This is a genomic window from Microbacterium sp. SORGH_AS_0888, from assembly GCF_030818905.1.
Classification (GTDB): Bacteria; Actinomycetota; Actinomycetes; order Actinomycetales; family Microbacteriaceae; genus Microbacterium.
In genome coordinates this window covers 2,097,552-2,110,995 of sequence record NZ_JAUTAZ010000001.1, presented here as the reverse complement: position 1 = coordinate 2,110,995, position 13,444 = coordinate 2,097,552, and the positions used below count along the sequence as shown (strand labels likewise).

The following is a 13,444-nucleotide window of genomic DNA, read 5'->3' as shown; positions in this document are numbered from 1 at the left end:
GCCGGACGACCTCCTCGGCCGGGTTCTGCCTGAGTTATGCGCGTTGGCCGGGGTGTTCCGAGACGGTGACGCGGACCCGAGAACCGGACGCGGCGGGCCGGGCGGACCCGAGCCCGAGGGCGCAGCGGGAGGGGCGGCGGCGGCCCGGGGACGCCCCGGGCCGCGCGGGGTCAGGCGCGGGCGAGCGCGTCCTCGAGCGCGACCCAGGCGAGCATGGCGCACTTGACGCGGGCGGTGAACTTCGAGACACCGTTGAGCGCGGCGGCATCCCCGAAGGTGTCCTCGTCGAGCTCGATCTGCCCGCGGGAGCGCAGCGCCTCCCGGAAACGCGCGATGAGCTCGGTCGCCGCAGGCCGGTCGAGGCCGTCGACGAGACCCGTGAGCATGGATGCCGAGGCCTGGGAGATCGAGCAGCCCTCGCCCTCCCACGTCACGTCGAGGATCGCGTCGCCATCGACGCGCACGCGGAGGGTGATCTCGTCGCCGCAGACGGGATTGCGCTGATAGGAGGTGGCACACGCCCCCTCCTCGGGGGCGAGCCCGAAGCCGTCGCGCGCTCTCGAGTGATCGAGGATCAGCTCCTGGTAGAGCCCGTCCAGTCCGCTCATCGCGCCCCGCTCCCTCGTCCGGCCGCCGCGCTCTCGCGACCGAAGAACGTGCGCACGCCCGCCACCGCAGCCACGAGCGCATCCACGTCCGCATCGGTCGTGAACACGGATGCCGAGGCCCGCACGCTCGCGGTCATCCCGAACCGCCGGTGCAGCGGCTGCGCGCAGTGGTGGCCCACCCGCACTGCGATCCCCTGCGCGTCCAGAATCTGTCCGACGTCGTGCGCGTGGACGCCCTCGACCTCGAACGCGACGAGCGCGACACGCTCCGCGTCGGCGTCGCCGAGAAGACGTATGCCCTCGATGGCACGTAAGCCGTCGCGCATGCGCGATTCGAGCTCGCGCTCGTGTGCGTGCACGGCCGGCATCCCGAGCTCGTCGAGGTACCGCACCGCCGCGGCGAGTGCCACCGCCTGCGACACCGGCTGCGTGCCCGCTTCGAACCGCAGGGGCGGGGGCAGGAACTCGGCCCGGTCGAGCGTCACCGTCGTGATCATCGACCCGCCCGTGAGGAAGGGCGGCATCGCCTCGAGAACCTCGCGCCGTCCGTACAGCCCGCCCACGCCGTAGGGACCCAGCATCTTGTGCCCGCTGAAGACGGCGAGATCGACCCCGAGCGCCGGCAGGTCGAGCGGCACGTGCGGCGCCGACTGGCACGCGTCCATGACCGTCAGCGCGCCGACCTCGCGCGCCAGCGCGATCAGGGCCTCGGCCGGGTTGACGATCCCGAGCACGTTCGAGACGTGCGGGAAGGCCACGACGCGGGTGCGTTCGCCGATGAGCGAGGCGGCGGCATCCAGGTCCAGCGTGCCGTCGTCGCGGACGGGGATGTGGCGCAGCACGGCGCCCGTGCGGGCCGCGAGCTGCTGCCACGGGATCAGGTTGGCGTGGTGCTCCGACTCGGTCACCACGATCTCGTCGCCCGGGCGCAGAGCCAGCGCCGCGGAGGCCCCCACGGTCGCATTCCCGATCGAGTATGCGATGAGGTTGAGGCCCTCCGTGGCACCGTGGGTCCACACGAACGTGTCCTCGTCGGCGCCGACGAAACCGGCCACCGTGCGGCGCGCATCCTCGAACAGCTCCGTCGCCTCGGCCGCGAGGGTGTGGGCGCCCCGGTGGACGGCGGAGTTCGTGCGCGTCAGGAAATCGAGCTCGGCGTCGAGGACCTGCTGCGGTCGCTGGCTCGTGGCGCCGGAGTCGAGGTAGACCAGCGGATGTCCGTTGACCTCGTGCGCGAGCAGCGGGAAGTCCGCGCGCACGCGCGACGGATCGAAACCGGAGAAGCTCATCCTCCCAGGCTAGTTGTGTCCCGGACGCCCGGGGCGGCCCGGGGCGCCGGCTGTGCGGGCTTGTCCGGGAATCAGCTGACGCCCTCTCCGAACGGCTCGCCGTTCCTACCATCGGGCGGAGGGTGCCCGAGCGGGCATCCGCCACAGCGAAGGAACCGCATGCCACTCCACTCCTCTTCCTCTCCGCGTCGACTCCGCCGCTCGGCCCTGTCCGGGATCGCCGCGGCCCTAGCCGTGCTGCTCCTGTCCGCGCCGCTGAGCGCCACCGCCGACGACGGGCCCGGCGCGGCGTCGGACGCGTCGGCTGCCGAGGCGCCGTCGACCGCCACGGGCACTGTGCAGCCGACGACGGGCGACCCGACGCCGGGCACCCCGGTCGCTCGGGCGCCGGAGAGCGCACCCGAGACGCAGGCCTCTCCCGAGGCGACCACCGTCACGCGGACGATCTCGGGCACGATCCACTTCGACCCGGTCACCACCGCGGCCCAGCGCCAGAGCGTCACGATCGAGGCGACGCCCGAGCTCTCCGGCCCCTCGGCCGGGAGCGTCTCCTACGACGCCGCCACCGGGGCCTACTCGGTCGACGGTCTTGCGCCGGGCACGTACCGGGTGTTCATCCAGATCCACACCGACGGATGGGTCTTCTCGGCGAGCACGCAACCGACGTCCGCCTGGGATGCCTCCGACGGTGACTGGGAGGTCACGGTCGACCTCGAGGCGGGCGACCGCCCCGGGCTCGACGTGTTCTTCGACCGGGCCCGTGCGGGTCTGGGCCTCACGGCGGACGATCCGGCGGCGTACTGCGGCAGTGTGGACAGCGACGAGCAGGTCGTCGCGATCGATCTCGCGACCGGCGCCGAGTGGCCGTTTCGCTGCTTCGGTGGCGGGCAGGGCGCATCCTGGTGGAACCTCACCGCGACTCCGGGGACGACCGTGACCGTTCGCATCGTCAGCGGCGGCATCACGTTCTACTACGACGGCACCGGCTCCGCGGCGACCGACCCGGCGAAGGCTGTGCCGGTGACACTCGGCGGCCCCTGGACGGGCGCACAGCTCACGGTGGACCTCGGTGACGTCTTGGCCCCTGCCTTCTGGGAGTTCACGGACGCGAGCCGTGGCGCGGTGACGGTGCCGTCCATGGCGGCCGAGGGCGCAACGGTCTCGGTCCACGTCGGTGCCGAGCACGCGGGCGAGACCGTCCGTGCCTGGATGTACTCGTCGCCCACCTTCCTCGGCAGGACCCAGGTCGGCGGCGACGGCTACGTCACGTTCGCGCTGGCTCCCGGTCTCACCGGAGACCACCGCATCGCCATCGGCGCGATGGACGGCAGCCTGATCGGCTGGGGTCCGATCAACGTCCTGGCGGCGGCGGAGGCGGACGCCACGGACGTCCCCGCGGCCCAGACGCTCGCCGCGACCGGCGTCGCGCTGCCCCCGCTCGCACTGTGCGCGATCATCGCCGCGCTCGTCGCCGGCGTCGCGATGGTGGCCGTGAGCCGCCGAGCCCGCACGCGCTGACACGTCGGTGCCGGGGGAGGGGATCCGCCAGACCTCTTCCCCGGCCGCGCGGGGTCAGCGGCTCTCGCCGCCCTCGCTCACCGGGTCGACGCGGGTCACCGAGCCCGGTCCCGCGGAATCCAGCATGGACGCGGGCAGCACCTTGCCCCCGGGCGAGTACGGCCGTCCGGCGCGCTCCTGGCCGGGGAGCGGACGCGAACGGCGTCCGTAGATGAGCTCTGTCGAGTCGAGCAGCCACGGCACGAGCGTGATCGTCACGCCGTGCACGAGCATGAGCTGCTGGGCGACTCGTCGCGCGCGCCGGTTGTGCAGGAACGACTCCCACCAGTGCCCCACGATGTACTGGGGCAGGTAGACCGTGACGACAGCCGGGCCGTGCTTCGCCCGGTACTTGTTGATGAAGGCGGCGACCGGTCCCGCGTAGGTGCGGTACGGCGACTCGATGATCACGAGCGGCACCGGCATCCTGTGCTCCTGCCAGTCCCGCTGCAGCTGGTCTGCCGACTCCTTGGTTACGGCGACGTGCACCGCCAGCGTCTTCTCGTGACGGGCGGCCAGCGCATAGTCGATCGCCTTCGCGACCGGCTTCTGCAGCCGTCCGACCAGCACGAGCGCCAGGTCGCCGGATGCGCCGAAATGCGTCTGGTCGTCGAAGGCGATCTCGTGCTCCACGTCGCGGTAGTAGCGGCTGACGCCGATCATCAGCAGCGACAGCACGGGGATCGCCAGGAAGACGAGCCACGCCCCGTGCGTGAACTTCGTGATCGTGACGATGATGAACACGGCGGCCGTGAGCCCCGCGCCGAGAGAGTTGATCACCAGGCCGTTGACGATCTCTCGGCGGCTGAACCTCGTCGACTTCTGCGGCAGAGCCGCATCCGGAAGCTGCTTCAGCCCCCGGAGCGCCCGTCGCCAGTGCACGACCATGCCGACCTGGCCGAGCGAGAACGACACGAACACGCCGATGATGTACAGCTGGATCAGCGTCGACAGGTCTGCGCGGGAGACGACCAGCACGAGGATCGCCACGATGCCCAGCACGATCATGCCGTTGGAGAAGACGAGGCGGTCGCCGCGGGTGTTCAGCGCCTTCGGGGCGTAGCCGTCGCGAGCGAGCACGGCCCCGAGCAGGGGGAAGCCGTTGAAGGCCGTGTTGGCCGCGAGCAGCAGGACGCAGGCGGTCGCCGCCTGGATGATGAAGAAGGGGATGGAGTTCATCCCGAAGGTCGCCGCCGCCACCTGGGCCATGAGGCTCGGCTGGGGCTGCGAGCAGTCGAAGCCCACGAGGTGGCAGGCGTCCTCCGCGTAGCGGACACCCGACACGAGCGCGATCAGGGTGAGTCCGGCGAAGAGCAGGATGGCGATCGCGCCCATCGCCGTGAGCGTCCGCTGCGCGTTCTTGACCTTCGGGCGGCGGAACGCCGGCACGCCGTTGGACACCGCCTCGACACCCGTCAGAGCCGAGCAGCCGCTCGAGAACGCCCGCAGCACGAGGAGGATCACCGCGACCTGCGACAGGTTCTCGGCGTGCACCTCGTACTGCGCGCTGGATGCCACCGGCGGATCACCGAGCAGCCACCGGATGACACCGACGACGATCATGACGCCGACGGAGCCGATGAAGATGTAGGTCGGCAGCGCGAACGCACGGGAGGCCTCCCGGACGCCGCGCAGGTTCACGATCACGAGCAGGATGACGAAGCCCACCGCCAGCTCGACGCGCCAGGGGTTGAGCCCCGGGAGCGCGGAGATGATGTTGTCGACGCCGGACGCGACCGACACCGCGACCGTGAGGATGTAGTCGACCAGCAGGGCGGACGCGACCACGACACCGGGTCCCTCGCCGAGGTTGGTCCGGGCGACCTCGTAGTCGCCGCCCCCCGAGGGGTAGGCCTTGATGAGCTGCCGGTACGACAGCACGACGACGACGAGCAGCACGACGACGGCCAGGGCGATCCACGGGCTGAACGCCAGGAAGGCCGTGCCGCCGATCAGCAGGATCATCAGCAGCTCCTGCGGCGCGTACGCGACGGACGACAGCGCGTCGGAGGCGAATATGGGCAGCGCCATGCGCTTGCGCAGCAGGTGGTCGTCGGCGTCGCCGGACGCGAGCGGGTCGCCGAGCAGCAGGCGCTTCGCCATGGGGACCTCGGTCGTGGGGTCCGCGCCGGGCTCCCGGCTGTCAGGTGTCACGGCCCGCGACACTACGCCAACGCTGCCCCGCGTGCAACGCAGGATGGGCTTTGCGTGGACGGGGGTCGCCGCCCCTACGATCGGAGCGTGTTCCTCGCTGATCGCCGGATCGCGCTCGGGTACCGCGTCGTCGCGGCGCTTCTCATCCTCTGGGGCGTGCTCCGGGTCACGGGAACCCTCGACGGACGGTTCTCCGGCGTCGCCTTCCTGTACTTCACGGTGCTGAGCAACCTGCTGTGCATCGGATGGTTCGTCGCGCTCGCCGTGGCGACCGTGCGCGATCTGGCACGCACCGGTCCCCGCGGTCCGTCCGCGCCCTGGCCGCGAACCGGCGGCGCCGTCATGATGGCGATCACCGTGACGATGCTGACCTACCCCATCGTTCTCGCGCCGGAGGCGTTCACGCAGGGAAGCGGTTACACACCGTTCACCCTGACGGACGACCTGATCCACATCGTCGCCCCCGTGCTGACGATCCTCGATTGGCTGTTGTTCACCCCGAAGGGGTCGTTCCGCTGGTATGACCCGCCGCTGTGGGCGCTGATCCCGTACATCTACCTCGCCTTCGCCTTCGCCTTCGCCTACGGCGCGGCGGGCGGCGTGTTCGGTGCGGCCGGGTCCCGCTACCCGTACCCGTTCATGTCGGTCCCGCTCCACGGCGTCGGCGGCGTCGCCCTGTGGATCCTCGCGCTCACGGTCGCGATGGAGGTCATCGCGTTCGCGTACGTGGCGGTCGACCGGGCTCTCGGCCGGGTCCGCGCCTCACGCGCCGAGCGCGGGGTGGGTCCGTAGCAGGTCGAGCACGCCGAACAGGCGCTGCCAGAGGGTCGGGTCCGTCGTCGCGAGCCGTCCCGGCGCATAGAGGAACACCCACCCCTCCGAGACCTCGAGGTCGAGAGCGGGGCTCGCGTCATCGTCGAGGGCGTCGAGCACCTCCCGGGTCAGCAGGGCCTCGGCGACCGTGCCCGCGGCGCCGGGCGCATACACCTCGAACCGGCCGTGCGAGCCTCCGAGCGTGACCGGCTGAAGTCCCTTCGGAACCGGCAGGCCCTGCACCGCCTGCGCCCGAGCCGACTCGACGAGCAGCCACGGCCGCGGCGCGGGGAGCTGCATCGCCGCATATCCCCACGCGCGGGTGACGCGCGTGAGCACGGTGATGTGCAGCGGCACCGCGTACATCGCGTTCGCGACCTCGACCAGCGGTGGACCCGGGAAGCGGACGATGTTGCCCGCGGCCTGACTCGGGCGGGGACGCCCTTTCGCGTCCCGGAAGATGACGCCGGGAAGCGGCTGCGTCATCGCTACCGGGTAGAACTCGGCGCCGTTGGCCTGCGCGAACGCCGCCAGCCGGCTAGAGAGATCGGTCGCCTGTGGATTGTTCGTCGGCGACGTCGTCAATGGCGCATAGTTGGCTGAGGTCACGGGCATATTGTGCCTGCACCGTATGTGCGGACGATATGCGCGCCTGGATCGGACGAGGAAACGAGGGAGTGAAGGATGGACGGCACCCCACCCACCATCGATGACGTGCGAGCGCGCCTCGAGCACATCGACCTCCAGGTCGAGCAGGCGCAGGTCCACGCGGAGCGCATGAACCAGCTCGCGAGCGACCTCCGCGATGTATCCGCGGAGGTCACCTCGCCGGGCGGCGAGGTCCGCGTGACGGTCGACGCGAGCGGCAGGCTGATCGACATCGCCTTCGGAGCGGCGGCGGAGAGGACCAGGTCGGACGCTCTTCGCACAGCGCTCCTGGACGCGCTGGAGGAGGGGTATCGGATCGTCAGCGGAAGGCAGGTCGCCCTTGCCGAGGAGACACTGGGCGAGCAATCGCCGACCGTCGCGATGCTGCGCGACGGTGCGACCCCGGAACGCGCCGAAGATCGTGCGCGACGACGACGGGATCATCCGATGAGCCATGAGATCTCGATCGACCCGGATGCGCTGGAGGCCCACATCGGTCAGGTGCAGGATGTCGTCGCCGACGTCGATCGGGCCTTGCAGGCGGTCGCCTACACGCAGCTGAACTCGCTCGCCTTCGGGCTCATGTGCTCCTTCGCAGCCGCCCCAACCACCGTCGTTGGCACGGCGGCCGCGGCTGCCATGACGGCTACCGGGGGGCTGCTGAACCGTTCCGCCACCATCGTGAAGGCGGGGATCGCCGACTTCGCCGACTTTGAGCAGCGCACGGTGGCGCAGCTGCGGGAGCTCGCGAGCGGGATCGACGGCGAGAGGACGTGGCTCGTATGAGCCTGTCGGTCGGTTACGGCGGATACGTCGCGGGAAACCTCGCTCATGCGGCAAACCCGCTGATCGAAGCGCCCGAGCTTCCCGGGTGGATGGACGGCGTCGGTCCCTTCCAAGACGGCCAGGCGTTTGGGGAGTCCCTCGCCGCCGGTGACTGGGTAGGGATGGCGCTCTCGGGCGGATCCATCGTGCTCGACGTGGTGGACGCCGTGATCAACCCGATCGCGACGCTCGTCTCCCTAGGTGCGGGGTGGGCGCTGGAGCACTTGTATCCGATCTCGGACTGGCTCAAGCAGTTGACGGGCGACCCCCATATGGTCGCCTCCTTCGCAGGCACCTGGGACAACGTCTCGGTCGCGATGTCGTCGGCATCCGCCCAGCTGACGTCGACCCTGTCGACCCTCGACGGGCTGGAGGGCTTCATGATCGAGGCCTACGAGCGCTTCATCCAGACGATGGTGGGCTCGCTCGCGGGCGCGTCGAAGCTGGCGGAGGCGATGAGCCTCGCCATGCAATTGCTCGCGTCGATCGTGAAGCTCGTGCACGACCTCGTGCGCGACGTGTTGGCCGACCTTGTCGGCTTCATCGTGCAGGCGGTCGTGGAGGCCGCGGCTACGCTCGGCGTCGCCATCCCGGTCATCGTGGCGCAGCTCGCGTCCAAGACGGCTCATTGGGCGGCGCTGCTGTCGCGGTTCGTGAAGGAGCTGGTCGAGTCCGCGGGCACGTACGTGAGCCTGGTCAGCTCCCTCAAGGAGACGTTCGAGGAGATCCAGAAGAGCCTGAACGAGCACTTCGCCTGAGCCTCGGCCGACCTGGTCGGCGTCATCGTGCACTCGGTCGTCGCGGGGGCGGCGACGCTCGACGCGCCCTATGCTCGACGCGTGCAGCAGGTCCACCTCGGCGTCATCGCGGTCGTGTTGGGTGGGCTCGCCGGCATCGTCCTGTTCGTGCCGTTCGTGGCGCTCAGCTACCGGCGTCGCGGCGGGCTCAGCGTCGGCCGCTCCCTGCTGTGGATCGCCGCGGTCGTCTACTTCTGGGCGATCTGGACATACACCCTGTTGCCCCTGCCCGAGCCGGATGCGATCCGCTGCGCGGGCGTCAACCTCGACGTGTGGGCGTTCGTCGACGACATCCGGGGTGCCTCGGCGCGACCCGGAAACATGCTGACGGATCCCGCCGTCCTGCAGCTCGCGCTGAACGTCGTCCTGTTCCTCCCGCTCGGCTTCTTCGTGCGGGTCCTGGGTGGACGGGGCATCCTGGTGGCCGTTCTCGCCGGCCTGGGCACGTCGCTGTTCATCGAGACCACGCAGCTGACGGGCGTGTGGGGGCTCTACCCCTGCGCATACCGCGTGTTCGACGTGGACGATCTGCTCACCAACACCACGGGCGCCCTGCTCGGCTCGATCGCGGGGTTCGTCGTGCCCGCCCGGCACCGCGGCCTCGCGGTGACCCCCGACGCCGACGATCCGGACCCGGTGACGCGCCGCCGGCGGCTGCTCGCCATGCTGTGCGACGTGCTCGGTGCCGCCGTGCTCCAGGTCACGCTCGCGGTCGGTGGCCAGCTCGTGCAGCTGGTCGTGCGCGGCGACGGCGTCGTGATCGACGGGGCGCTCTCGTCGACGATCGCCGCGACCCTCACGGCCGGCCTGTGGCTCGTCGTGACACTCGCGACCGGCCGCACGATCGGCGACCTCGCGACCCAGCTGCGGTATGCGAGCGCGATGCCGGCCTGGCTCGCGCGCCCCCTCCGCTTCCTCGGCGGGATCGGCGGATGGATGCTGCTCGGCGCTCTCCCGGCGCCCTGGTCGGCGCTCGCCGGGGTCTACGCGGTGGTCGCGATCGTGCTGCTGTTCACGACGGCCGGAGGCCGCGGCATCCCGGGCCTGGTGACCGCCTCACGGCTCGTCGACGCGCGTGCGACCGAGCCGGCGCGACCCGGGCGCTGACCCCTCAGCCGAGGAAAGCGCGCGCGGCGACGACGAGATTCTCCACGCCCTGCTCGATCGTGGGATGTCGCACGGGCGCGAACAGCGGCGAGTGGATCGTCGGGATGCCGCGGTCGACGGTGCCTGCACGCTCCGCGGCGGCGTACACAGCGGGGTCGATGCCGCCCCAGAACCAGAACACGAGGGGGACTCCCGCGGCCCGCGCGAATCGCGACACGTCCTCGCTCCCCGTGAACAGGCCCGGGTCGGTGACCGCGGCGTCGCCGAAGGCCGCCGCGAACGCCGCGCGCACGCGAGCGGTCGCCTCCGGGTCGTTGATGGTCGCCGGAAGGGTGTGGTCCAGCGTGATCGTGGGCTCGCGGTCGGCTCCGGATGCCGCGGCCTCGGCCCGCACGACCCGTTCCACGCGAGCCAGCATCCGTTCCCGGGCGTCGTCGTCGGTGTAGCGCAGGCTGAGCTGCAGCGTCGCCTCGGGCGGGATGATGTTGTGCTTGAGCCCCGCGTGGATCGAGCCGACGGTGACGACCGCCACCTCGCGCGGGTCGACCTCGCGGGCGACGAGCGTCTGCAGCCGCATGACGGTCGCCGCAGCCATCACGACCGGATCGATCGTCGCGTGCGGGCGGGAGCCGTGCCCGCCCCGTCCGTGGAGGACGACCGTCAGGCCGTCGGAGGCGGTCATCTGCGTGCCCGGACGGAGCCCGATCACGCCCGCGGGGAGCGCTGTGATGTGCTGGCCGAGGACGATGTCGGGCCCGGGCGCACGATCGAGCACGCCGTCGTCGATCATCGCCTGCGATCCCGCGCCCAGCTCCTCCGCCGGCTGGAACACGGCGACGACCGTGCCCGTCCACGCGTCGCGGGTGTCGCGCAGGCGTTCGAGTGCGCCGAGCAGGGCGGTCGTGTGGAGGTCGTGTCCGCAGGCGTGCATGACCGGGACGTCGTTCCCCGCCGCATCCGTCCCCCGAGCGGTGCTGGCGTAGGCGAGGCCGGTGCGCTCCTCGACCGGCAGCGCATCCATGTCGGCGCGCAGCCAGACCACCGGGCCCGGGCCGTTCTCCAGCCGTGCGACGACCCCCGTGCGCCCGACGCCCGTCTCGAAGGGGATGCCGAGCTCGGTGAGGCGGGCCGCGACCACACCCGCCGTCCGCGTCTCCTGGAACGAGAGCTCAGGATGTCGGTGCAGGTCGATGTAGATCGCCTCGAGGTCGAGCGCCATGCCTCCGAGCCTAGGCCTCGCCCCGTGCCTCTCGCCCGTCACGATCCCGGGCGTCTTCCCGTCGCGGCGGGCGAGAGGGCACGGCGCCGGGGCTATGAAAGGAGCCAGGCCGCGGTGTCAGCGGGCAGGACGTCCCCGGTGAGCGGCTCGCTCGAGACCAGGACCTCGCCCGACGGGAGCGGAATCGGCTGCGCCCCGAGGTTGGCGATGACCGTGACATTCCCGTTGCGGAATGCGAGCACGTCGTCGCCCTCGTCTCCGATCCAGGTCAGCGTGCCCGCGCCCAGCCCGTGCTCCCGCCGGAGGCGCAGGAGCCGCGTGTAGAGATGCAGGGTGGAGTCGGGGTCCGCGGCCTCCACGTCGCGGGCGAAGCGCGCCCAGTCGGTCGGCTGCGGGAGCCAGGAGGCGCCCGAGTCATTGAAACCGAAGGCGGGCGCCGCCGCCTCCCACGGAATCGGCACGCGGCATCCGTCGCGACCGTACTTCTCGTGGTTCGTGCGGAACCAGGTGGGGTCCTGGCGGGCCGAGTCGGGCAGGTCGACGGCCTCGGGAAGACCGAGCTCCTCCCCCTGGAAGAGATACGCGGAGCCGGGGAGGGCGAGCATCACGGTCGTCGCCGCGCGGGCCCGCCGCAGCCCCAGCTCCGGGATGGGCTGAGCCGCCGAGAGCGGGCCGATGCCTTCGCCCTGCGGGCTCTCGGCCGTCAGCGCGAGACGGGACGCGTGGCGGATCACGTCGTGGTTCGACAGGACCCAGGTGGCGGGGGCGCCGACGGCGGGGAACGCCTCCAGCGACTCGCTGATGACCTTGCGCAGGGCCGCCGCATCCCACTCGGTCGTGAGGTAAGGGAAGTTGAACGCCTGGTTCATCTCGTCGGGGCGCACCCAGAGCGCGGTCTTCTCGGGGGTCGGGAGCCACGCCTCCGCGCACAGGGCGCGGTGGCCGGGATACTCCTCGAGCACGGCATGCCAGTCGCGGTATACATCGTGGACGCCGGGCTGTCCCCAGTACGGGACGTCGTCGTCCTCCCCGCCCATCGAGTCGCCGTCGGCGGGAGGCGAGTAGTCGGGGAGCCCGTCCGCCTTGATCAGGCCGTGGGCGACGTCCACCCGGAAGCCGTCGACCCCGCGGTCGAGCCAGAACCGGAGGACGCCGCGGAAATACTCGCGGACCTCGGGGTTGGTCCAGTCGAAGTCCGGCTGGGAGACGTCGAAGATGTGGAGGTACCACTGCCCGGGCGTGCCGTCCGCCTCGACGACGCGCTGCCACATCCCGCCGCCGAAGACCGACTCCCAGTTGTTGGGAGGCAGCTCGCCGTTCTCGCCCTTCCCGTCGCGGAAGATATAGCGCGCGCGCTCCGGGCTGCCGGGCGCCGCCGTCAGCGCCTCCTGGAACCAGACGTGCTGGTCGGAGGAGTGGTTGGGGACGAGGTCCACGATCACGCGGATGCCGCGTTCGTGGGCGGCGTGCAGCATCCGGTCGAAGTCGTCCAGGGTGCCGAACAGCGGGTCGACGTCGCAGTAGTCGGCGACGTCGTAGCCGGCGTCCTTCTGCGGCGAGACCATGAACGGGCTCAGCCAGATCGCGTCGACCCCCAGGTCTGCGAGGGCGTCGAGCCGGCGCGTGATGCCGGGCAGATCGCCGATGCCGTCGCCGTTCGCATCGGCGAAGGAGCGCGGATAGATCTGGTAGATCACGGCGGTTCGCCACCACTCGGAACCGGTCGGGGATGCGGCATCCTGCTGCGTCATGCCGATGAGCCTACCGCCCCGATCGTATCGATTCGATCACGCCCCCGAGTCCTCCGGTCCCGTCGACGCCCGCGTGCCGCATCCACTGCGCCACCGACGGAGAAAGGGGGAGGGGGATAAGGTTGGCGGGTGCCGCATCCCGACCCGGACGCCCTCGCGCGCGCCGAGAGCCTGATCGCCCTCATCCCCGACTATCCCGAGGCCGGGGTGCTGTTCCGCGACATCGCGCCGCTGCTCGCAGACGCCGCCGCTCTCGAAGCCGTCACCGCCGCGCTGATCGAGCCGTTCGCGGGATCCTTCGACGTCGTGGCGGGCGTCGAAGCACGCGGGTTCCTGCTCGCCGGAGCCGCTGCGATCGCGGCGGGCGTCGGCCTCGTGCCGATCCGCAAGGCGGGCAAGCTGCCGCGGCCTGCCGCATCCGTCGACTACGCCCTCGAGTACGCGACGGCCACGATCGAGATGCACGACGACATCCCGCGCGGCACCCGCGTGCTCCTGATCGACGACGTGCTGGCGACGGGCGGCACGCTCGCCGCCGCACGCGAGCTGGTGCATCGGATCGGCGGCGAGGTCGCCGGCGTCACCGTGCTGATGGAGCTCGAGGCGCTCGGCGGCAGGGCCGTCCTCGGCGACCCCGGCCTGCACGCGGTCTTCCGGGTCTGAGGCCGGGCGCCGT

12 protein-coding genes are annotated in these 13,444 nt (G+C 71.3%); 6 read left to right on the top strand and 6 right to left on the bottom strand.

Features of this window, described 5'->3' with window-relative positions:
* Positions 1-170 precede the first annotated feature (170 nt).
* A complete protein-coding gene (gene sufU / locus QE381_RS10200) occupies positions 171-608 on the bottom strand; it encodes a Fe-S cluster assembly sulfur transfer protein SufU (protein ID WP_307217850.1) in 438 nt (145 codons plus the stop codon).
* Positions 605-1,897, bottom strand: a complete 1,293-nt coding sequence (locus tag QE381_RS10195; protein WP_307217849.1) for an aminotransferase class V-fold PLP-dependent enzyme — start codon at positions 1,895-1,897, stop codon at positions 605-607. The genes sufU and QE381_RS10195 overlap by 4 nt, the downstream gene beginning before the upstream one ends.
* A gap of 159 nt (positions 1,898-2,056) precedes the next feature.
* On the opposite strand from QE381_RS10195, the gene QE381_RS10190 reads away from it, so the two are divergent.
* Positions 2,057-3,415, top strand: a complete 1,359-nt coding sequence (locus QE381_RS10190) for a hypothetical protein (RefSeq protein ID WP_307217848.1) — start codon at positions 2,057-2,059, stop codon at positions 3,413-3,415.
* Between the two features lie 54 nt (positions 3,416-3,469).
* Here the strand turns inward: QE381_RS10190 and QE381_RS10185 are convergent, their stop codons facing one another.
* Positions 3,470-5,557, bottom strand: coding sequence for an APC family permease (locus tag QE381_RS10185; RefSeq protein ID WP_307220468.1), 2,088 nt, complete (start codon positions 5,555-5,557; stop codon positions 3,470-3,472).
* A gap of 138 nt (positions 5,558-5,695) precedes the next feature.
* On the opposite strand from QE381_RS10185, the gene QE381_RS10180 reads away from it, so the two are divergent.
* Positions 5,696-6,400, top strand: a complete 705-nt coding sequence (locus tag QE381_RS10180; RefSeq protein WP_307217846.1) for a Pr6Pr family membrane protein — start codon at positions 5,696-5,698, stop codon at positions 6,398-6,400.
* Here QE381_RS10180 and QE381_RS10175 read toward each other — a convergent pair.
* Positions 6,371-7,030 (bottom strand): hypothetical protein, encoded by a 660-nt coding sequence (locus QE381_RS10175; protein WP_307217844.1) that lies wholly within the window; start codon positions 7,028-7,030, stop codon positions 6,371-6,373. The genes QE381_RS10180 and QE381_RS10175 overlap by 30 nt on opposite strands.
* Positions 7,031-7,105: 75 nt before the next feature.
* Between QE381_RS10175 and QE381_RS10170 the strand changes: the two genes are divergently transcribed.
* From QE381_RS10170 to QE381_RS10160, 3 genes are read left to right on the top strand one after another with little or no spacing between them, the layout of a single operon-like run.
* The gene (locus tag QE381_RS10170; RefSeq protein ID WP_307217842.1) at positions 7,106-7,855 is read left to right on the top strand and encodes a YbaB/EbfC family nucleoid-associated protein; all 750 of its coding nucleotides are present in this window, start codon (positions 7,106-7,108) and stop codon (positions 7,853-7,855) included.
* Entirely contained in the window at positions 7,852-8,652 is an 801-nt protein-coding gene (locus QE381_RS10165; RefSeq protein WP_307217840.1) for a hypothetical protein, read from the top strand. The genes QE381_RS10170 and QE381_RS10165 overlap by 4 nt, the downstream gene beginning before the upstream one ends.
* A gap of 27 nt (positions 8,653-8,679) precedes the next feature.
* Entirely contained in the window at positions 8,680-9,798 is a 1,119-nt protein-coding gene (locus tag QE381_RS10160; protein WP_307217838.1) for a VanZ family protein, read from the top strand.
* Between the two features lie 4 nt (positions 9,799-9,802).
* Here the strand turns inward: QE381_RS10160 and QE381_RS10155 are convergent, their stop codons facing one another.
* Both QE381_RS10155 and QE381_RS10150 read right to left on the bottom strand, forming a co-directional pair.
* Positions 9,803-11,017, bottom strand: a complete 1,215-nt coding sequence (locus QE381_RS10155) for an amidohydrolase (protein ID WP_307217836.1) — start codon at positions 11,015-11,017, stop codon at positions 9,803-9,805.
* A 92-nt stretch (positions 11,018-11,109) separates the two neighbouring features.
* Complete coding sequence (locus tag QE381_RS10150; protein WP_307217834.1) at positions 11,110-12,768, bottom strand: glycoside hydrolase family 13 protein; 1,659 nt, start codon at positions 12,766-12,768, stop codon at positions 11,110-11,112.
* A gap of 129 nt (positions 12,769-12,897) precedes the next feature.
* On the opposite strand from QE381_RS10150, the gene QE381_RS10145 reads away from it, so the two are divergent.
* Positions 12,898-13,431, top strand: a complete 534-nt coding sequence (locus QE381_RS10145; protein ID WP_307217832.1) for an adenine phosphoribosyltransferase — start codon at positions 12,898-12,900, stop codon at positions 13,429-13,431.
* Positions 13,432-13,444: the final 13 nt, after the last annotated feature.